This window comes from Methylobacterium sp. GXF4 (genome assembly GCF_000272495.1).
Taxonomy (GTDB): domain Bacteria; phylum Pseudomonadota; class Alphaproteobacteria; order Rhizobiales; family Beijerinckiaceae; genus Methylobacterium; species Methylobacterium brachiatum.
The window spans coordinates 61,413-78,726 of sequence record NZ_AKFK01000066.1; the positions used below are offsets into that span (position 1 = coordinate 61,413).

The following is a 17,314-nucleotide window of genomic DNA, read 5'->3' on the forward strand; positions in this document are numbered from 1 at the left end:
GTCCCGCGGGGTCTCGCCGTCCGGGTTGCGTCCGGCGACGCCGGTTCTATAGGCGGCTCGTGACGCGGACTCAACCCCTTTTTTTCGGGATTCTTCGCCGGGACGCCGGCCCCTCTCCGACTCTGCGCAGGGTCTTCGAAGGGACGGCGCAGACGGGATTCAGCTCTCTTCGTCGGTTTCGATATCGCCGTCGATCAGGTCGGAGACGTCGTCGCCGGAATCCTCCTCCTCGAGGAAGGTGTCGTCCTCGGCGGATTCGCCGTCCTCGTCGCCGGCCTCGTCCTCGGGCGTGGGATCCGCCTCGTCCTCGGCGGCCTCGACCTCGTCGAGCGAGACCAGCTCCGGACCCTTCTCGTCCGTCTCATCCTCGTCGTCGGCCTCAGGCCCCCGCGCCAAGGCGGGCGCCGCCACGCGGCTCGCCGCCGCCTGGTAGGCCGCGCCGCATTTCGGGCAGGTGGCGGGATCGCGGGCGAGGTCGTAGAACTTCGCGCCGCAACTCATGCATTGGCGCTTCATGCCAAGTTCGGGTCGGGCCACGGGCGGACACCTCGTCGTCTCTGCTGTCTTCGGAAGACGGGCCCGTTAGTCGCGGCCCCAGCCCCTGTCAATCGAGCCGCAGGATCCCGTTTTCGAAGCGGCGCCGGGCGAGTGCGATGGATGACGCGGGCCGATGCGCGTGTTAACCGCGCCGCCAGTTCACGGTCCGATTGTAGCCCCGCGGCGCCCCCGCGCGAGGCGCCGGATCCCGGCCCACCTGAGATTCCCGAACGGACGCCCCGTGTCGCACGATTCGCCTCCTCAGCCCCTCACCGCCGCCCCCGGCGCGCCGCTCACCGGGCGCCTGCGTCCGCCGGGCGACAAGTCGATCTCGCACCGGGCCATGATCCTGGGGCTGCTGAGCCAGGGCGAGACCCGGGTCGAGGGGCTGCTGGAGGGCGACGACGTGCTGCGCACCGCCGCCGCCGCGAAGGCGCTGGGTGCCGGGGTCGAGCGCCTCGGCGAGGGACGCTGGGTGGTGCGCGGGGTGGGCATCGGCGGCCTCACCGACCCGACCGAGGTGCTGGATTTCGGCAATGCCGGAACCGGCTCCCGGCTGATGATGGGCGTGGTCGGCGGCCAGCCGGTGACCGCGACCTTCGACGGCGACGCGTCGCTGCGCTCGCGCCCGATGCGCCGGATCCTCGACCCGCTCACCCGCATGGGCGCGCAGGTCCTGTCCGAGGCCGAGGGCGGGCGCGTGCCCCTGACCCTGCGCGGTCTGAACGAGGCGATCCCGATCACCTACGAGACGCCGGCGGCCTCGGCGCAGATCAAGTCCGCGGTGCTGCTCGCGGGCCTCAACGCGCCCGGCACCACCACCGTGATCGAGGCGGCCGCCACCCGCGACCACACCGAGCGGATGCTGCGCCTGTTCGGCGCCGAGGTCCGGGTCGAGCCGCACGGGCCCGGCGGCCACGGCCGCAAGATCTTGCTCACCGGGCAGCCGACCCTGCGCGGGACCGACGTGGTGGTTCCGGCCGATCCGTCCTCGGCGGCCTTCCCCCTGGTGGCGGCGCTGATCGTGCCCGGATCCGACGTGGTGATCGAGGGCGTGATGATGAACCCCCTGCGGACCGGGCTGATCACCACCCTTCTGGAGATGGGCGCGCAGATCGAGCGCGTGGCCGAGCGGGAGGAGGGCGGTGAGACCGTCGCCGACCTGCGGGTCCGCGCCAGCCGCCTCACCGGCGTCGACGTCCCGCCCGAGCGGGCGCCCGCGATGATCGACGAGTACCCGGTGCTCGCGGTTGCCGCGAGCTTCGCCCAGGGCCGGACCCGGATGAACGGCCTGCACGAGCTGCGGGTCAAGGAATCTGACCGCCTCGCGGCCGTGGCGGCGGGCCTTGCCGCCAACGGCGTTCGCCACAGCGTGGAGGGCGACGACCTCGTGATCGAGGGTGACGGCACGGCGGCGCCCGGCGGCGGCACGGTGGCGACCCATCTCGATCACCGGATCGCCATGGCGTTCCTGGTGATGGGGCTCGCCACGAAGGCGCCGGTCACGGTGGACGATGGCGCGATGATTGCCACGAGCTTCCCCAGCTTCCTGCCGTCCATGCAGGCCCTCGGCGGCCGGATCGGGGCTTGACCATCATGCCGCTCGTCATCGCGATCGACGGCCCGGCCGCCTCGGGCAAGGGTACGCTGGCCAAGCGCCTGGCTGACCATTACCGGCTGCCGCATCTCGACACGGGCCTCCTCTACCGCGCGGTGGCGCTGGCCCTGATCGATGCCGGCCTGTCCCTGGACGATCCGGAGGCCGCGTCCCGGGCCGCCCACGCCCTCGACGCCGACAGGCTGGACGATCCGCGCCTGCGCGACCGCGCCATGGGCGAGGCGGCCTCGCGGATCTCGGCGGTCCCCGAGGTCCGCGCCGCGCTGCTGGCCTGGCAGCGGCGCTTCGCGGCCGATCCCCAGGGCGCCGTGCTGGACGGGCGCGACATCGGCACGGTGGTGTGTCCGGACGCCGACGTGAAGCTGTTCATCACGGCCTCCTCCGAGGAGCGGGCGCGCCGTCGTCACCGGGAGCTCTCCGGGCGCGGCGAGGCCGCGACCTTCGCGGCGATCCTCTCCGACATCGAGGCCCGCGACGCCCGCGACGCCTCGCGCGCCGCCGCGCCGCTGCGCATGGCCGACGACGCGGTCCGTCTCGACACGACGGCCCTCGACCCGGACGCCGCCTTCGACGAGGCCCGGGGCATCGTCGAGCGCGCCCGCGGCGACGGGGACTAGGCGCCACCCACAACCCCGTGTTGACCCCCCGGCCCCGCTCACCTATTGCGAACGCGCCGTCCCCGCGCGGCCGCCCCAGGGCGGTTCCCGGACGCGAGCGCGTAGCTCAGCTGGTAGAGCAACGGACTTTTAATCTGTAGGTCCTGGGTTCGAGTCCCAGCGCGCTCACCACTTTTACCAGCAAACACAGCGACTTAATTGGATAAGACGCTGTGACCACGCTCGGTCTGTGTCCAAGGACCGGGGTGCTGTGTCCAAACCCCCTCAGGCAGCGCCGGGCCCGAACAGGTTGGCCCGGGTCTCTTTCCAGCACTCCTCGAGCTTTCGCATGCCGTTGATCGCGAGCCGGCGCTTGTTCACGTCGCGGCTGTAGTGGCGCACCATCTGCTCGGACATCTCGACGATGGCCGAGACCTCGGCCTCGGTGTTGCCGGCCTCTAGGAGCATGTTCACCGCGTTCTTGCGCAGGCCGTGGAACACGAAGGCGCCATCGCGCAGGGTCTTCATCGCGGTCGCCTTGGCCGCGCTGACCTGGGCCGGGCCGCCCTTGCTGGTCTTGGATGTGATCTCGCGCTGCCAGGCCGTGCGGTAGGCTGCCAGCGTCCACGGCGCGCCATCCTCGCGCAGGTGCAGGGCCGGATGCTCGATGTGCGTCCGGGTCAAGATCTCGCGGTATTCCGAGTGGATCGGGACGAACACCTCGGCGCCGGTCTTCCGGGCGATCAGCTCGATCGCGTTGGCGCCGGGCGCGGGCCGCAGCATCGTCACGACATCTACCGAGCGCTGGCCGGTGTAGAGGGCCGAGTAGACCGGCAGGTGCAGGCCCGGGCGGGCGTGCTCAAAGAACGCCTCGAACGCCTTGTCGGACCACGGCTTGTGCGGCTCGACCTCGTGCTCGACCTTCTCGGTGATGCGGGCGACGTTGCTGGTGCAGTAGCCGCGGGCACCGCCGAACGAGAGCAGCTTCGACAGGACGGCCCGGAAATACCGGGCGCCTGACGGCGTGCCGGACCGCAGGTCGATCGCCTCCTGGGCGGCCACCGATGTCAGTGCGGCCACGGGCTCGGAGCCCCAGGCGTCCGCAATCGCCTTCAGGTGGCGATCGTAGTCGCGCTTGGTGAGGTCGGCGAGCTTCTCGTAGGCCGGGTGCGCTCTGTAGGCGCTGATCAGGGCATCGAAGGTCTTGCGCTCCTTGCCGTCGTCCTGGCGGTCGCGGGTCTCGGTGGCATCGATCGCGGCCCAGAACGCTGCCGGTCCCTCGGCGCCGCGCGGCTGCGGCAGCGGGTAGGAGCGGCCCGACTCAGCCAGCCATGACCAGGCCCAGCCATCGCCGGTTCGCTCGGCATTCAGGGACTCGCACTGCTTGGCGCGCCGCCAGAAGGCATCGTCCTGCGGCGAGTCGAGGATCGGCACCACCGGCCAAGCGCGCTCCGTCCCGCGGAACTTCTCGAAGCTGAAATACATCCGGCCGGACGGGTTCGGCCGACCGCGCACGTGGCGCGGCAGGTCAACCATTCCGGCGCCGCTCCGGGGCCTGCCGCCTGTAGGCTTCACGAGCCATCGCTCCCAGATCCTTCTCAGGAGCGACACCAGACACCGCCAGATCGGCCGGCGTCAATTCGGGGAACAAGCTCGGGTGCCGGCGCTGCCGCCAGCGATCGACCGCCTCCAGGCAGTACATGCCGGTGTCCGGATCGGGGCGCGGGAAGCCCCGGGTGAACAGCCGGATCTTGCACGCCTCGAACTGCGTGATGGTCAGGTGCAGCCGCCGCGCCACCTTCTCGGCGGGAATATCGGCAGGATCGACGGTGAACCGCACAGCTGGTGCACGGGGTACGCTACGCGGCACTGCTTCCTCCCCGCTCGTTTGGTTTCCACAGCACCGGCCGGGCGTGATCCGGAATTCGCGACCGGCCCCGTGCCATCGGGTGCATCGGCGCACCGTCAGCGGTCAGGCCGAAGCAGTGCACGGCTGGCCACGGCGCCTCGCCGGTGGTGATCTCCTCGAGCACGTGGTCGACGAACTCAGGATCCCATGCGCCGGCGCCCCAGCAGGCCACGACCAGCGCGGCCGCCTTCGCCTCGCGCACGAGCTGCGGCAGGTTGCTGAAGTGGATCACGTCGCGAGCGTGCCAGTCCGGGCCGTTGTCCATGAACTGCGCCCAGGCGCGGCACTTGGCCGGCGACGGGGTGCGCAGCGGGTAGAGGTTGACCGCGGTGAACCCGCCGTAGCCCCAGGAACGGGCAAAGTGGATCCAGCGGCGCACGGTCGGGTCGTCCTGCCGGTGGTCGGCCGTGCTCGGGTTGAGGCCGATGAAGCAGACGTGGCCGCCCTCACTCGACCAGGTGCGAGTCAGCGTGAAGCGATAGGCGCCGCAGCGGGACAGGTTGGCCGAGCGGGCGATGGTGTCGGCGAAGGGCACGCCGAACAGGTCGCGGGTGGCGAGGGCTTCGACAGCCATCAGAAAATGGGCTCCTGACGTGTCGCCCCGCATTTCGGGCAGCGATAGCGTTGCTCCGCGGTCTCCGGGCGTCTGCCGGGTCGCACGATCAGATTGCCTTCGGGGCGCCAGTCGTGCCGGCACCAGCTCTGACGGAGGGCGCGGGCGGCTCCGTCGATCGTCTCGATCAGCTTCGATAGAGATTTCACGCTGCCCTCCCGTTCGTCGCCTCGGCCGGCCGCACGCCATGCTCGGCCAGCGCTTCAAGGTCCGGGATCATCTCCGGCACGATCTCGGATCGGGCATAGGTCCAGCCTGGCAGCAGGGTATGCCAGTAGTGGCCGCGGGGCCCGTTCACGCGGACGAGTCCCGGCAGGTTCGACCACGTCTCCCACCACTCACCACGGCGCGGACGGGCGAGGTCGACGTGCACGACGCTCTTGGCGCCCACGAGGTTCGGGTTGGCGATTGCGGCCCGCATCGCGCGGGCGGCCTCGCCAGCCTGGCGCCGCTCGTCGTTGGTCGGCGCCAGCAGGGGCTTCGGGGCGCGGCTCATCGCGCCCTCCAGCCCAGACGTGCGGCGGAAGCTACCGCCGGTTCGCCCATCTGTAGAGGAGAACCGAAAGGAAGGTGGTCACCAAGCCGATTGCGCTGACGCCGCCCATCAATACCAGCGCCTTCAGCACGCCATCCCAATCGAGCACTGCGGACCTCGAACCTATGCTGATGATGGTGGTGCTTATAGCACCCTCTGCCCGCACTCATTCCGCGGCCTCGGCGATCGGCGCGAGCTGGTCGATGTTGCGCTGGTGGACGGTGAAGCTGATCGCCACGACCCACGGGTTCGCGAGCCAGGCGCCCTCGCCGTTGATGAAGTCCCAGAGCAGCCAGAAGGCACGGACCGGGTGCTGCGCGTTGACCAGACCAAAGATGCCGAAGTCGGTGTGCTCGGGCGTGCGCAGGTCCTGGATGCCCTCGGCGATCGCGTCGGCGGCTGACATGGCGTTCAGCCGCTCAATCCGGACCTCAGTCACCAGGAGCGTGAGACGCGAGGCCCAGCGCGGCATGTGGATCGACGGTCGCCAGCGGGTGATCTCGCCGCCTACGTTGCTCTCGTCGGCCTTGTAGAAACCGCGGTCAGCCAGAGCCTGGACGCCGGGGTCGTTGTGGGTGAGAGCGTCAAGCGGCGCCCAAGCCTCGCGGACGTACAGGCGATCACCGACCGCATACGGGAGCTCCTGCCGCGTAACGACACGACCGAGCGTCACACGCGGGCGCCGGTCACCCTCTACATGCAGGCATCCAACTTCACAGAGCGTGCCCTGGTCGTCGACCGCAAAGGGGATCGGCTGAAGTTTCAGGATCCGCCGGGTCTGCGTCTTCCGGCCAGCGAGCAGCGCCCGGATCATGGGCGCCGAGAAGATGATGGGACGGTCAGCCACAGGCGCCTCCTGCCGCAATCATCAACTTTCGCGACAACGTCGGCGAGGATGCAACCTCTTGGCGAAAATCAAAGGCCACATTCCATCTCTGCATTGTATTTTGATCAAATTCTGTCGAATATTGCGCAGTATTAACGGACGCGTACCGTGCGAAAATAGGGGCATACGTGCGCTGGAAAAACTTTAGGAGCGCGCACTGATGATCGATGACCGCCCGGACGACCTTGCAAGCTCTGGTGAGGCACCTTCTGCTGCAGCGCAGGAGGCCAATGGCGTGGCGTTTCTCCTTGCCAGCGCCGCCTACCTGACGCTCGCAGGCGCCCACCTGCGTCGTGAAGGATTGGACGGTCTGGCCTTGATGGACGAAATCGAAGACCAAATCACGGAAGCGCTGGACAGCTTCGCCGCTGAGCATTCTAGCGACGTTGCCCAGCCCGAAATCGTTCGGCATGCGATGCGCAAAGTTCGCGCTTTGCTCGACGCCGGACGTTCGATGGCCCCTGAGGGACGCCTCCTTCAGTGAAGCGGTCTGACCACAGGCAACTGTTAGCGCCTGGGCTATCTCATGCGTGATGGTGCTGGACTCGGCCATGGGGCTACTCCGCGGCTTCGGTGGCGATGCGCGAAGCCCTGCTCGCTGCTACGCTCTCGACTTGGGATCGAGAGGGCCGTGCGTGTTCAAGGGCTTCGTGCGCGAAGGTGAGTTGCGGCGCTGGGCGCCGTGGGGCGGAGCGACGCTCCTGATACTCGCGGCGGTTGCTCTTCAGATCAGCATGGAGAGCGTCTGCTGGGACGAGACAACATTCAAAGCGGCGAAGATTAATGAAGCGGTTGGGTGCTTCGAGTTTTGGTTCAATCGCTATCAAACCTTGATTGGTGCGATCGCAGCGCTCGCTGGAGCTGGAATTGCCTGGATTGGCGTCCGCAAGCAAATTGACAAGGCAGATGAGCAAATATCTGTCGCAAGCCGTCAAAGTTCTATCGCAATATTGCCTGTTCTGGACCAACGGACGGAAAGCGCCATCAAAGCGTTCAGGTCTGCTGTCGCGCTCGAGGCATTTCATTTTGATATGTATAGGGTTTCTGGAATTGCGTTTGCCAGAACTAAAGACGCTCACAAGCGGTATCACTCCAGCGAACGATGGCCGCAGTTGATAGGCGTCATCAGGGAAAGTTTTGTAGAATATAAATCTCGCGTCGACGCATTTGATGGCTGCCTGGGGGAAATGACAAAAGAGTTGGCTCGCGGCCTTGGTGGACCATCGTTTCGACAGGCTGGACAAGATCTTTGGATATGCGCGATCAACATTCTTAACACGCATCGGGCGGCCCTCACTATGCTCGCTCCTTTTGCTGCCGATAAGATTATGACCAAAGAGGAATTGTTCCGGCATCTTGCTGAAGCGGCGAGCTTCGACGATGCTAATTTTGGCGTGTTGGACGGTATTTACGCAAAATCTTTGGAGGAAATATCCAAGGAGGTCATGATTATGCAGACTGAGCGGGATCGCATTTTCGATCAGAGCCGATCTTGAAGATGGCTTAGCGAAATGATCGTCTGCACATCCTGCGATAATCATCGGCGAGGTCATATCCGCGCCTCCACCACCGGCAGCCCGGCGGCGCGCGCCTTGCGCACCATGTCGGCCGTGCCCGCTCCGCCTGGGAATGCGATCACCGCGTCTGGTCGGCCCTCGGCCAGCATCCGCGTATTGCGGAGCGGGCCCGCCTGCCGGCCGTAGCGGTCCCAGTCAGCCGGGAAGCACGACTGCGGGATCTCGCTGGAGCGCGCCCAGGCGGACGCCCCGGAATCGGCGCCCGTCGCGCCACCCTGAATCACGTGCGTGATCAGCACATGCTGGGCGCGGCCGAGCGCGTCGGCGCACTCCTCGGTCGCGTGCGCCTCGAGCCAGTTCCACACCAACTCCGGGTCGAGGTCGCGGCCTCCGCAGATGAGCACGCGCATCACGCGACCACCTCGGCCGCCGGGATGCCGTCGCTGGCCGGCGTATCGCCCGGGAAGCCGTCGTCCGCCGCGTCAGCGTTGCAAGCCAGCCGGTCGAGCTCGGCGGCGATCGCGTCGAGGGCACGGACGTTGTTCGGCGGCAAATCGGCCTTGAAGGCCTCCAGCGCCGCCATGCCCTTGCGAGCGGCGTCGCGCGCATCGTTGAAGAGCTTGTCCCGGCCGCCGCGGGTCGGCTGCTGAAGCGAGCTCTTCGGAGCCGCTGCCGGTGAGGGCTGGTCTTTCGGGGCGGCCGCCGGTGCGGTCTCCCCCCGCGCCCAGGCCGCGAGCGCGGCGCCATGCTCTTCGCTCAGCCGATCGCCGTGCTTGAAGATCTCCTGGTGCGCGCCCTCCATCTTCCACGACTTCGGGTCGGACAGGTCGATGTAGCCCTTGCGGTCGGCTTCCAGCCGGAACGAGACCGTGACCTCGTAGGGGAACTGCGAGTTGCAGACCGACTTCAGGATCCGGGTCGGCTTCTCGCCGGGGTTCTCGCCCGGCTTCACCGTCTCCTCACCGCGGATCGAGAAGATGATCGGGATACGCCGCTGCAGGAGCGCGTAGACCATCGCCTTGTGCGCGCTCTTCGGCTTGATCCAGGAGGCCATCTTCATGCGCTCCTGCTTGCGGTAGTCGTCGCCGGCCATGCGCTGGAGCTCCTGCGACTGCCAGTCGAGCACACCGCCCAGACCCACCCATTCCATCGAGAAGCTGTCGATCAGGAGAGCGTCGAACTCTTCGCGCTCAGCCGCCAGGGCCGCCTCAGCGAAGCGGTTGGGCCGGAACGGCGGGTCCATGACGACCGCCTTGAAGCCGAAGCTGTCTTCAGCCACGCGCTTCGTCCGGCCGCCCTCGGTGTCGAGGACCGCAACCCGGCCATTCGGGCCGGCGATGCCCCGGGCGAGTCGGCAGGCGGACCAGGTCTTCCCGGAGTTGGTGCCGCCGGTCAGCGAGACGAACAGGCCGACCCGCTCGCGGGCTGCGTCGGCACCAATGAAGCTGAAGCTCACGCTGCGCTCTCCATATCGAGGGGGCGGAACGGGCTCTGCGCGATGTCGTACGAGACGCCGGAGAGCTGCGGGTCGAGCTCCTCGCGTTCGGACCAGCGGCGGGCGGCCCATTCGGGGTAGTCGAACCGGACGATCTGGGCGGGGTAGCCCGGCCACTCGCCGCTGGCTCGGCAGCGATTCCAGACATGGATCGCGGCGGCCATTTTCCGGGCGCCGATCTCCATGCCGGCGCCGTCGGCCTCGGCGACGCTGAGCGCGTGCGGGAACTCGTTCTCGACGAAGATCCAGCGGAAGCGGATGCGTCCGGCGAGATGCGGCAGCAGGATCGCGAGGACGTGCACGTAGAAGGCGGCCTGGACCTCCATCTGCATGCTCTCGACGCGACGGCCGAGCAGTTGCGGAGCGGCGGACTGATCGCCGGTCTTCACGTCCCAGATGGTGGCGTGGGTCGGGTGGATCTCGACCCGGTCCATCATGATCCGGAGCCAGGCGCCGGACCGGTCCTGGGCGACCGCGACCACCTCGGCCGGCGCTTTGTTGAAGCCCTCACAGCCTGGGATGAGCGCGAGCTTCTCAGCGACCTGGTCGGCGAGCGCGTCGGCCTTCTCGCCATCGGGCCGCAGGATCGGACAGTGGCCGTTCGCGTAGGCCAGCGCGCGCTGCGCTTTCGCTGCGGCGGAGCGATAGTCGTCGGCGTCGATCAGCACGACGTCCGCCCCCTGCCCGAGGATCAGCTTATGGGCGACGGTGCCGATCTCCTTTGGCCGGCTCGGGTCGCGCTCCGCCTTGATCTGGCAGCCCAGGCGCGGGTGCGCGATCCAGGCGTGCTGCGGGCTCGACTCCAAGAGCGTGCGTGCGATCGATGAGGACAGCGACGGCTCGGGCGCGCAGTCGGCGTGGTAGACGTCAGCCGGCATCTGATAGAGGCCCGGGCCGCCGACGTAGCCGGCGAGGTGTGGCTTGATCTTCATGGCCATCACTCCGCCGCTTCGGATTTCAGGCCGCGCCCCATCTGCCGGGCACAGCGATCGGATTCCGCTTGGGCCGCGACCTGGTGCTCGGGATCGAAGGGCGCGGCGATCGCCTCGGCGCAGAGGCGCTGCAGGTGGTAGCGAACCGCCTGCATGGCGGCGCCGCTGTTCAGCGCGTCGCCGAACCGGACGTCCCGCCCGAACGAGCGCACGATGGCGACGCTAAGCTGCCGGTCCGAGCCGCTCGCCATCAGGGCGCGATGGCCCTTCGCGTAGAGCGCCTGCGCGGCGCGCTCCGGCGTCATCTGCTCCGGGCGGGGCAGATGGTCCGCCGGCATGACGGCGCGGGTCATGACGACCTCCGGGGCTGAGAAGGGCGGGAAGATCACAGGCGTCCCTCCGGGTTGCGGATGAGGAGGAGGAGCAGGACGGCGAGGCCCGAGAGGAGCAGCGCGCTCGGGGCGAGGTCGGTGATGGTGACCGCGGGCGCCGGCTCGCAGATCACGCCGGTGGCGCAGAGCGTGATGCTCGCCGTCATGGCCGCACCAGTTCGAGCAGCGCGCGGCGCTCGTCCTCGCGCAGGTGCCGGAAGGCAGCGAGCAAAGCCGCCTCGTCATCGTCCTGGGCGGCCAGCGACGGCCGCTCGAAGGCCTGCGGCTCCAGACCGAGCAGTTCGGCGATCACCGGGATCCGGGCGCGCGGCATGCGGCTGCGGCCGCTCTCGACATGATGGATCATCACCGACGAGGTGCCGATGTGATCGCCGACCGCGCCCATGGAGAGCCTGCGAGCAACCCGGGCGGCGCGGACCATGGCACCGACGGCGCGGCGGTGCTCGAGCGGCGGTGAGGGCTCGCGCCGGGAGGGGGCGGCGGCGCTCACAGCGTGCCCCCGCTGATCGCGGCCATGCTGCGCCGGGCCCGCACCTCGTCGAGGTCCGCGACCCCGGCCGGCAGCGGCTCGGCGTCCATGTTGATCGCGTGCGCCCCGCTGTGGCGCATGAGCGCCTCGACCACGATGAGCGCGCCAGCCGTGTCCTTGCGGCTCAGGGCCATGCGGATGACCGCCAACTCCTGGACGGCCGCGGCATGCGCCAGCGCGAGGCGCTGGATCTCCAGGCGATGGATGCGATCCGACCGCACCGCGCGCTCGGCGAAGGTATGCAGCTGATCGAGCTCGTGCTGAGTCACGATGATGGCGGGCTGCGAGATCACCGATGTGCTCCGTTGGCGAAAGGGCTGAGGTCGCGGGCGATGGCCCGGCATTCGGCAGCGTCCGCCGTCGTGCGGTGGACGTGGATCTCGGTGCAGCCGGAGTGGCGCATGCGGAGCAGCCAGGATTCTGCGCTGGCACGATCGAGCCCGGACGCGACGCCGCGCCGGTGCGCGTTGCCGCCCTCGTCCCGGGCGATGCCGATCACGACGATGCGCGTAGCCTCGTCGGCTTCGAGCTCATGCGGCTTGTGGATGCGGGCGACGTAGCGCCGGCCCGAAGCGCCGCGCCACGCCGTCATCGGGATCGCGGGTGTGCTGCTCCGTCCAGCCTCGGACAGCATCAGTTCCTCGCGGGGCAGGAGGTCGATGACGGCCATCAGCGCGCTTCCTCAGCGGAGAGGCAGCGGCCGGTCCGGGCGAAGTGCTCGCCGGCCATCAGGTGAGCTGCGACAGCCTGCTCGGCTGTCATCGGCCGGGCGGTGTCGGCACGCGGGAAGAGGTCGGGCCGCAGGTCATTGCGAGACACGCCGGTGACGGCGGCGACCGTGTCCACATGGCCGGTCGGACAGAAGACCCAGCCTGTCACGGTCGAGACGTGCAGGCCGAGCTGTTGCGCTAGACGAGCGGCACCACCGGCCGCGTTGACGGCCCGGCGCATGGCGGCCGAGGCGCGCATGGCCTGGGCCGTGGTGGCGAAGCGCGGGCGGGCGGCCATCACGCCACCTGCCGGATGATGGCGCCGAGCCGGCACCGGGCCGCGTGGCCCATGCGCTGCGGAAAGCGGCAGGCCGGGCAACCCAACTCCGTGGCGCCGCCGTTGCAGTTGATCTGCGCCGACCACTCCAGGGCGACGATCTCAGCGCGGCCGCGGGCAACCTCGTGGCTGAGCAGGGCCTGGAAGAACTTGCGCTCGACGGCGCGGGCGGCTGAGCCGGCCATCAGCGGGCGGCCCGGTACGCAGCCACGTGATCGGCGATGACGCCAGGCACGAACGGGCCGAGGCCGATCGTCAGCATGGCGAGACTGACGTAGGTCATCACCTCGGGGAGCGGGGCGGTCGAGAGGTAGAGGTCGAGGGCGGTGAGCATCGGGGGCTCCATCGGCTCAGTGAGCGGCGATGGTCCGATACTACGCATCGTGCGTAATGAATGTCAACGCATATTGCGTAGCGAAGCGGAATTGCCGGTTTGGGGCTTCACCGGATGCGTTGTCCACACCCGCGCACAGCCCAACCCGCGGTAAATCCATGCGATTTCGAATTACTCACGAAACCAATAGAGATGTTCGTATTGCGTTCTAAATTCGGGCCCCAGTTCTGACCGTCAGAACGCGAACAAGGTCTAGCGATGGCACATACGCAGTATCACGCAGTGCAACCATTTGTCCGCGGCGGTCGTGGAGGAATAGCTGCGGCTGCTGTCAGGCAGTGTCCTAGCGCTGAAGCTGCGAAGCGGCTGGCCGAGCGTCTTGTCGGTGATAAAAAGGCCGTCGGCGCGCTAGCCTATTCACGTCCTGGGTCCAGCAGCGCAGATGAATACGCGGAGCCAACGTTCTTGGCGCGCATCGGCGAGGTGCCGGAAACGGACGAATATTAGCGCGGTTTGATCCAGGCGACCTTGGCGGACCACACAATCCCATCCACCTCAATCGGCGGCAAACCGCCGGTTGAGACGAGAAAATAAGGGCCGTTGCCCCGCCCACGGAAGACTTTCTTCACGTAGATCTCGTCCTCCGAGATCCACACAACGCATAGCTGTCCAATCCACTCATCGGGCAAGCCGCGAACACGATCGTCATAGTAGATTAGCCAGTCATCCTCGGCGAGGCCGGGCATGGAGTCGCCTCGGACGCGAGCAGCCACCGTATTCGGCGATGATCCTGGTGGCCTTGCTGCGCGGTCATAGCCACCCTGCGGCTCACCGTTGAAGACTATGCGAGCGCCCGCGCCGACATCGCCAACGATCGGCACCGTGTCATCCTTCGGCGCCTCCAATCGCGGGCCGCCCTCAAGGATCCACTCCCAACGCTCCTTGTAAGCCGCGCCATAGCGCTTGGCGGTGTCGCGGCTCGGGTTTCTGTCGCCGTTCTCGTGGCCGAGATAGGTCGGCACCTTCCAGCCAAACGCACGTGCTGCGTCGGTCGCCGTTTCGAAGCCGGCCTTTTTGCGGAGATACTGGAGGCGCTCAGCGATCGTATCCATAGCTCGCGCTTCGCACAAAGCGTTACGCAATGTGCGTTGACAGCCGCTACGCATCAGGCGTAGCGTTCCCGTCGCCATGGAATCCGTCGCCGAAATCATCGCTGCACTCGGGGGGCCCACTGCCTTCGGCGTGATCTGCGGGTTCTCAAAGAACCCCGGCGCACGCGGCAGCGACATGCGCCAGCGCGGGTCAATTCCGGTCATCTACTGGCCTCTGATCGTCGACGCGGCCCGCGCGAGGGGATTGGCGATCGACAACGACGTCCTTGTGCACGTGCATCTGCCGAATGACCGGCGAGCGCAGCTGACGTCAGTCGAAGAAGCGGCTGCCTGATGTCGGCCGCCGGAGCGCTCCTAGCGGCCCCGTTCATCGTATCCGCCGCCGTTCTAGGCGGCGCGCTCCTCTGGTGCCGCGGCCTGTTCCCGTTGGTGGTCACCACGCTCGGCGCCGGCCTCGTCTGGGTGCTCGTCGTATGAGCGCCTCATTCCCTTCGCGCTTCGGCGCGTCCGACCTCGACCAGGGCCTCCGCAGGACTGCCCTGTGCGGACCCCGTACGCCGGGCATGGGCCGAGAAAGCCCCGGCAACTCTTCATCGCGTGCCATCGCCGTCGCCAGTGTCGGGGCTGCGGCCTCGGTGGCGGTCTCCAGCGTGGAGCCCACCGTGATCGATGCTCGCTCTCTCCTGACGCTCGGCTCAGCGTGCCGCCGGGCCGCGATGGCGTTCGCCGTTCAGTCCGCCGCTCTGGGCCGGGCCGCGCGCTCTGCCGGTCGTATCGAGCCGCAGGAGGCCATCGAGGCCGCGCAGCACGCCTTCGATATGGAGCGCGCGGCCCAGCACCTTCAGGCCGAGGCGCAGGACGCCGAGCTGCTGTCCTGGCTTGCCCATCGTGCGGCCGGTGGCTCGGTGATCCTGGTCGCTGCGCGGCCAGTCGTCGTTGCGCGGGATGAGCGTGCCCCGGAAGCGGTGACGCTCGTTCAGCGCCTGGGCCGTGTGGTCCAGCGCCTGCCCGTATTCCGGCGGGCTGCCTGATATGACGATCTGCGCGCCCATGATCTCACCGGTCGGGCCTCGTGCCCGCGCGCAGGATACCGCCCGGATCGTCGCGCCGTCATGGCGCCTACGGGCCCGGTCAACCATTCGTTTTTCCCCTCGCTCTGTTGCGTTCCTCGCCGGAGCTGAGGCGCCCCGCGGCCTGCTATTGAGACTCGGACCCGCCGCGGGGTCCGCCCTTTCCGCACCTCTGCCGTCGTGCCTGCCAGCTGCTGGCCGGGGTGCTCTTCGTGTGTCTGCACAGGTTCTCCACACCCTGGGAGATCGCTGATGTCGGCCGCCTCCTGCATCCCTGGCCCGTCCTCATCCCCGATGTTCACAGCATCGGGGAATGACATGCGGAAGTCTGGGTCCAGCGATACCCAAGGATGGGTGATTGAGCCCCAAAGATGGGTGGCGCAGTGGCGCCAGATCCATCCGGTGAAGGCGGCGCAGTGCGTCGCCGAGGCGATCAACGCGCCCGCGCGGACGGTCGAGAAGTGGTTCAGCGGAGAGGCCAAGCCCTCGCTGGATTACGTCGGGCCGATCCTGAACCGCTACGGCTTGGCCTTCGTCGTCGGCGCCATGGCGAACCCGGTGCCCTGGCTCGACGACCTCGCCCGCGAAGAGCGGAAGCTGAAGCTCCTGGCTGAGCGGCGGGCCATCGACGAGATGCTGGCCGAGGACTTCCGGAGGGCGTCGCGATGAGGCCGATCCGCTTTCATGTCCTGCGCCTGCTCGAGTGGGTCGCCCAGCTGGACGAGGCCCGGGCCAACGCCCGCATCCGCTCGATCGTCGCTTTCCGGAATCGCCGCGCGGACGACGCCAAGCGCTACGGCACCGCCGCGGACGCGATCTGCCCGCCGGCCGAATGGAATCCACGCCTCTGGGATCGCGACCAGGATCCTCGCACCGACACCCGGGAGCGCCGGCCGTGAACACGCCGCTCCGCACCATCGCGACTGACGGGCTGCTGGTCCCGACGCATGTGATCAATCGGGCAGTCACCGCCTGGCGCATCGCTGCGACCGACGAGATCGCTACCGAAAACCGGGTCACTGTCATCGCCGATGGCGAATGCGCCTACGTCACGGTGCCCAACGACTTCTGCCGGGCCGCTACGCCCGTGACCGGCGACTGGCTGCTCATCGGCCGAGACGGCTCGGTCTCGCATCGCCGCGCCGATGTCTTCGAGGCCGAGAGCCTGCCGGTCCCGCGCGCCAATGCCGGATGCCTCGCCGGCCTGCCCCCGCGCGTCCCCCGCTTCCCCGGCTGAAAGGCCCGCCCACGCGGGGCGTCCCCGCGCGACTGGAGCACACGATGTCCGAACAGCAGCCCGAAACCGGTATCGCCGTCGACTTCACGGTGCAGATCGTCGCCAGCTACGTCCGCGGCAACCACGTCGCGGCATCCGAGCTGCCGGCGCTGATCGCGTCCGTGCACGCGGCGATCACCGGCCTCGGCCAGACCGCGATACCGGCTGAGGCCGATGCGACCCGGCCCAGCCAGTCCGAGATCCGCAAGTCGATCCGGCCCGACGGCCTGGTCAGCTTCATCGACGGCCGGTCCTACAAGACCCTGAAGCGGCACCTCACCCGGCACGGGCTCGACCCGCACGCCTACCGCCAGCGCTTCGGCCTGCCCGCCGACTACCCGACGGTCTGCGCCAGCTACAGCGCCCAGCGCTCCGTGCTCGCCAAGAACCTCGGCCTCGGTGTCGTCGGCGGCCAGGCCGCCCGGAAGCCGCTCGCCGCGGTCGCCTGATCCACCCCTGATCGAACCACCAGGCGGGCCAGTCCCGCGAGGAGAGAGTCATGGCCGAGAAGCTGAAAGCGAAGAAGGACACCGGCATCGCGCCGAGCGTGCTGAAGAGCCTGATCGACGTGTGCAACTCGCACAAGGGCGACATGGACGAGGCGCGCGGCGAGCTCGGCGCCGCCGTGAAGAAGGCCGAGGACGTGCACGGCGTCCACCGGAAGGCCTTCAACGACTGCCGCAAGCTCACCCGCATGGAGGACTCGGCTCGGGCCGACTACCTCCGCGCCTTCGACGACTACCGGGCGAAGCTCGATCTCAACCCCGCCCCGGATCTGTTCGACGAGGGCAAGGACGGCGATGAGGCCGCGCGCCGCGCGACCCAGGACGCCGCCGCGTCGGAGCAGGACCAGGTGGCCGAGAACAAGGCGCGCCTGAAGGGCATCAAGCAGCTCGAGCCGGCGGTGCACTGAGCC

At 68.3% G+C, this 17,314-nt stretch carries 30 protein-coding genes and 1 tRNA gene; 12 read left to right on the forward strand and 19 right to left on the reverse strand.

The features are described 5' to 3' along the window. Nucleotides 1-159: 159 nt before the first annotated feature. On the reverse strand, nt 160-537 hold the full coding sequence (locus WYO_RS17585) for a TIGR02300 family protein (RefSeq protein WP_007564915.1): 378 nt from the start codon (nt 535-537) through the stop codon (nt 160-162). Nucleotides 538-778: 241 nt separating this feature from the next. Between WYO_RS17585 and aroA the strand changes: the two genes are divergently transcribed. The 3 genes from aroA to WYO_RS17600 all read left to right on the forward strand — a co-directional run bounded on the left by aroA (nt 779) and on the right by WYO_RS17600 (nt 2,943). Beyond that, nucleotides 779-2,128: a 3-phosphoshikimate 1-carboxyvinyltransferase gene (gene aroA / locus WYO_RS17590; RefSeq protein ID WP_007564916.1), complete on the forward strand. Its 1,350-nt coding sequence runs from the start codon at nt 779-781 to the stop codon at nt 2,126-2,128. Nucleotides 2,129-2,133: 5 nt separating this feature from the next. Next, complete coding sequence (cmk, locus tag WYO_RS17595) at nt 2,134-2,772, forward strand: (d)CMP kinase (protein ID WP_007564918.1); 639 nt, start codon at nt 2,134-2,136, stop codon at nt 2,770-2,772. 95 nt (nt 2,773-2,867) lie between these two features. Continuing rightward, nucleotides 2,868-2,943: transfer RNA gene (locus WYO_RS17600), tRNA-Lys, on the forward strand. Between the two features lie 93 nt (nt 2,944-3,036). Here WYO_RS17600 and WYO_RS17605 read toward each other — a convergent pair. The 5 genes from WYO_RS17605 to WYO_RS17625 form a co-directional block, all read right to left on the reverse strand. Continuing rightward, nucleotides 3,037-4,287 (reverse strand): hypothetical protein, encoded by a 1,251-nt coding sequence (locus WYO_RS17605; RefSeq protein WP_007564920.1) that lies wholly within the window; start codon nt 4,285-4,287, stop codon nt 3,037-3,039. Then, nucleotides 4,280-4,591 (reverse strand): hypothetical protein, encoded by a 312-nt coding sequence (locus tag WYO_RS17610; protein WP_244424210.1) that lies wholly within the window; start codon nt 4,589-4,591, stop codon nt 4,280-4,282. The genes WYO_RS17605 and WYO_RS17610 overlap by 8 nt, the downstream gene beginning before the upstream one ends. 19 nt (nt 4,592-4,610) lie before the next feature. Further along, complete coding sequence (locus WYO_RS17615) at nt 4,611-5,234, reverse strand: DUF1643 domain-containing protein (RefSeq protein WP_007564923.1); 624 nt, start codon at nt 5,232-5,234, stop codon at nt 4,611-4,613. 184 nt (nt 5,235-5,418) lie between these two features. Next, nucleotides 5,419-5,769, reverse strand: coding sequence for a hypothetical protein (locus WYO_RS17620; RefSeq protein WP_007564924.1), 351 nt, complete (start codon nt 5,767-5,769; stop codon nt 5,419-5,421). Between the two features lie 205 nt (nt 5,770-5,974). Next, on the reverse strand, nt 5,975-6,655 hold the full coding sequence (locus WYO_RS17625; protein ID WP_007564925.1) for a hypothetical protein: 681 nt from the start codon (nt 6,653-6,655) through the stop codon (nt 5,975-5,977). Nucleotides 6,656-6,854: 199 nt separating this feature from the next. Between WYO_RS17625 and WYO_RS17630 the strand changes: the two genes are divergently transcribed. Both WYO_RS17630 and WYO_RS31015 read left to right on the forward strand, forming a co-directional pair. After that, a complete protein-coding gene (locus WYO_RS17630; protein ID WP_007564926.1) occupies nt 6,855-7,178 on the forward strand; it encodes a hypothetical protein in 324 nt (107 codons plus the stop codon). Between the two features lie 151 nt (nt 7,179-7,329). Beyond that, nucleotides 7,330-8,190, forward strand: coding sequence for a hypothetical protein (locus WYO_RS31015; RefSeq protein WP_128755038.1), 861 nt, complete (start codon nt 7,330-7,332; stop codon nt 8,188-8,190). A gap of 53 nt (nt 8,191-8,243) precedes the next feature. On the opposite strand, the gene WYO_RS17635 is transcribed toward WYO_RS31015, so the two are convergent. The 12 genes from WYO_RS17635 to WYO_RS17680 form a co-directional block, all read right to left on the reverse strand. Continuing rightward, on the reverse strand, nt 8,244-8,621 hold the full coding sequence (locus WYO_RS17635) for an SLOG family protein (RefSeq protein WP_007564928.1): 378 nt from the start codon (nt 8,619-8,621) through the stop codon (nt 8,244-8,246). Then, entirely contained in the window at nt 8,621-9,667 is a 1,047-nt protein-coding gene (locus tag WYO_RS17640) for a hypothetical protein (RefSeq protein WP_007564929.1), read from the reverse strand. Before WYO_RS17640 ends, WYO_RS17635 begins: the two co-directional genes overlap by 1 nt. Continuing rightward, nucleotides 9,664-10,638 carry a PD-(D/E)XK nuclease family protein gene (locus tag WYO_RS17645; RefSeq protein ID WP_007564930.1) on the reverse strand — a complete coding sequence of 325 codons (975 nt, stop codon included), beginning with the start codon at nt 10,636-10,638 and terminating at the stop codon, nt 9,664-9,666. The genes WYO_RS17640 and WYO_RS17645 overlap by 4 nt, the downstream gene beginning before the upstream one ends. 5 nt (nt 10,639-10,643) lie before the next feature. Further along, a complete protein-coding gene (locus tag WYO_RS17650; RefSeq protein WP_244424213.1) occupies nt 10,644-10,991 on the reverse strand; it encodes a hypothetical protein in 348 nt (115 codons plus the stop codon). A 32-nt stretch (nt 10,992-11,023) separates the two neighbouring features. Next, complete coding sequence (locus WYO_RS31645; RefSeq protein WP_007564933.1) at nt 11,024-11,176, reverse strand: hypothetical protein; 153 nt, start codon at nt 11,174-11,176, stop codon at nt 11,024-11,026. Continuing rightward, the gene (locus tag WYO_RS17655) at nt 11,173-11,520 is read right to left on the reverse strand and encodes a helix-turn-helix transcriptional regulator (protein WP_039903232.1); all 348 of its coding nucleotides are present in this window, start codon (nt 11,518-11,520) and stop codon (nt 11,173-11,175) included. Before WYO_RS17655 ends, WYO_RS31645 begins: the two co-directional genes overlap by 4 nt. Further along, nucleotides 11,517-11,852 carry a hypothetical protein gene (locus tag WYO_RS17660; RefSeq protein WP_007564937.1) on the reverse strand — a complete coding sequence of 112 codons (336 nt, stop codon included), beginning with the start codon at nt 11,850-11,852 and terminating at the stop codon, nt 11,517-11,519. The genes WYO_RS17655 and WYO_RS17660 overlap by 4 nt, the downstream gene beginning before the upstream one ends. Further along, complete coding sequence (locus WYO_RS29075) at nt 11,849-12,229, reverse strand: hypothetical protein (protein WP_007564938.1); 381 nt, start codon at nt 12,227-12,229, stop codon at nt 11,849-11,851. Before WYO_RS29075 ends, WYO_RS17660 begins: the two co-directional genes overlap by 4 nt. Next, nucleotides 12,229-12,567 carry a YdaS family helix-turn-helix protein gene (locus WYO_RS17670; RefSeq protein ID WP_007564940.1) on the reverse strand — a complete coding sequence of 113 codons (339 nt, stop codon included), beginning with the start codon at nt 12,565-12,567 and terminating at the stop codon, nt 12,229-12,231. Before WYO_RS17670 ends, WYO_RS29075 begins: the two co-directional genes overlap by 1 nt. Next, complete coding sequence (locus WYO_RS17675) at nt 12,567-12,791, reverse strand: hypothetical protein (protein ID WP_007564942.1); 225 nt, start codon at nt 12,789-12,791, stop codon at nt 12,567-12,569. Before WYO_RS17675 ends, WYO_RS17670 begins: the two co-directional genes overlap by 1 nt. Then, nucleotides 12,791-12,940 carry a hypothetical protein gene (locus WYO_RS31650; RefSeq protein ID WP_007564945.1) on the reverse strand — a complete coding sequence of 50 codons (150 nt, stop codon included), beginning with the start codon at nt 12,938-12,940 and terminating at the stop codon, nt 12,791-12,793. Before WYO_RS31650 ends, WYO_RS17675 begins: the two co-directional genes overlap by 1 nt. 503 nt (nt 12,941-13,443) lie before the next feature. Then, nucleotides 13,444-14,052, reverse strand: coding sequence for a S24 family peptidase (locus WYO_RS17680; protein WP_007564947.1), 609 nt, complete (start codon nt 14,050-14,052; stop codon nt 13,444-13,446). A 76-nt stretch (nt 14,053-14,128) separates the two neighbouring features. On the opposite strand from WYO_RS17680, the gene WYO_RS17685 reads away from it, so the two are divergent. Both WYO_RS17685 and WYO_RS31655 read left to right on the forward strand, forming a co-directional pair. Beyond that, nucleotides 14,129-14,386 carry a hypothetical protein gene (locus WYO_RS17685; protein ID WP_007564949.1) on the forward strand — a complete coding sequence of 86 codons (258 nt, stop codon included), beginning with the start codon at nt 14,129-14,131 and terminating at the stop codon, nt 14,384-14,386. After that, complete coding sequence (locus WYO_RS31655; protein ID WP_007564952.1) at nt 14,386-14,529, forward strand: hypothetical protein; 144 nt, start codon at nt 14,386-14,388, stop codon at nt 14,527-14,529. The genes WYO_RS17685 and WYO_RS31655 overlap by 1 nt, the downstream gene beginning before the upstream one ends. A gap of 218 nt (nt 14,530-14,747) precedes the next feature. Here WYO_RS31655 and WYO_RS17690 read toward each other — a convergent pair whose 3' ends face one another. Next, on the reverse strand, nt 14,748-15,104 hold the full coding sequence (locus WYO_RS17690) for a hypothetical protein (protein ID WP_039903236.1): 357 nt from the start codon (nt 15,102-15,104) through the stop codon (nt 14,748-14,750). Between the two features lie 372 nt (nt 15,105-15,476). On the opposite strand from WYO_RS17690, the gene WYO_RS17695 reads away from it, so the two are divergent. Genes WYO_RS17695 through WYO_RS17715 form a run of 5 tightly spaced genes read left to right on the forward strand, consistent with a single transcriptional unit; the run spans nt 15,477 to nt 17,311 of the window. Next, nucleotides 15,477-15,791, forward strand: coding sequence for a hypothetical protein (locus tag WYO_RS17695; RefSeq protein WP_244424215.1), 315 nt, complete (start codon nt 15,477-15,479; stop codon nt 15,789-15,791). Continuing rightward, on the forward strand, nt 15,788-16,021 hold the full coding sequence (locus tag WYO_RS17700; protein WP_007564959.1) for a hypothetical protein: 234 nt from the start codon (nt 15,788-15,790) through the stop codon (nt 16,019-16,021). The genes WYO_RS17695 and WYO_RS17700 overlap by 4 nt, the downstream gene beginning before the upstream one ends. Continuing rightward, a complete protein-coding gene (locus tag WYO_RS17705; RefSeq protein ID WP_007564961.1) occupies nt 16,018-16,359 on the forward strand; it encodes a hypothetical protein in 342 nt (113 codons plus the stop codon). Before WYO_RS17700 ends, WYO_RS17705 begins: the two co-directional genes overlap by 4 nt. Nucleotides 16,360-16,403: 44 nt before the next feature. After that, nucleotides 16,404-16,847: a MucR family transcriptional regulator gene (locus WYO_RS17710; RefSeq protein ID WP_007564962.1), complete on the forward strand. Its 444-nt coding sequence runs from the start codon at nt 16,404-16,406 to the stop codon at nt 16,845-16,847. Nucleotides 16,848-16,897: 50 nt separating this feature from the next. Further along, nucleotides 16,898-17,311 carry a hypothetical protein gene (locus WYO_RS17715; RefSeq protein ID WP_007564964.1) on the forward strand — a complete coding sequence of 138 codons (414 nt, stop codon included), beginning with the start codon at nt 16,898-16,900 and terminating at the stop codon, nt 17,309-17,311. Nucleotides 17,312-17,314: the final 3 nt, after the last annotated feature.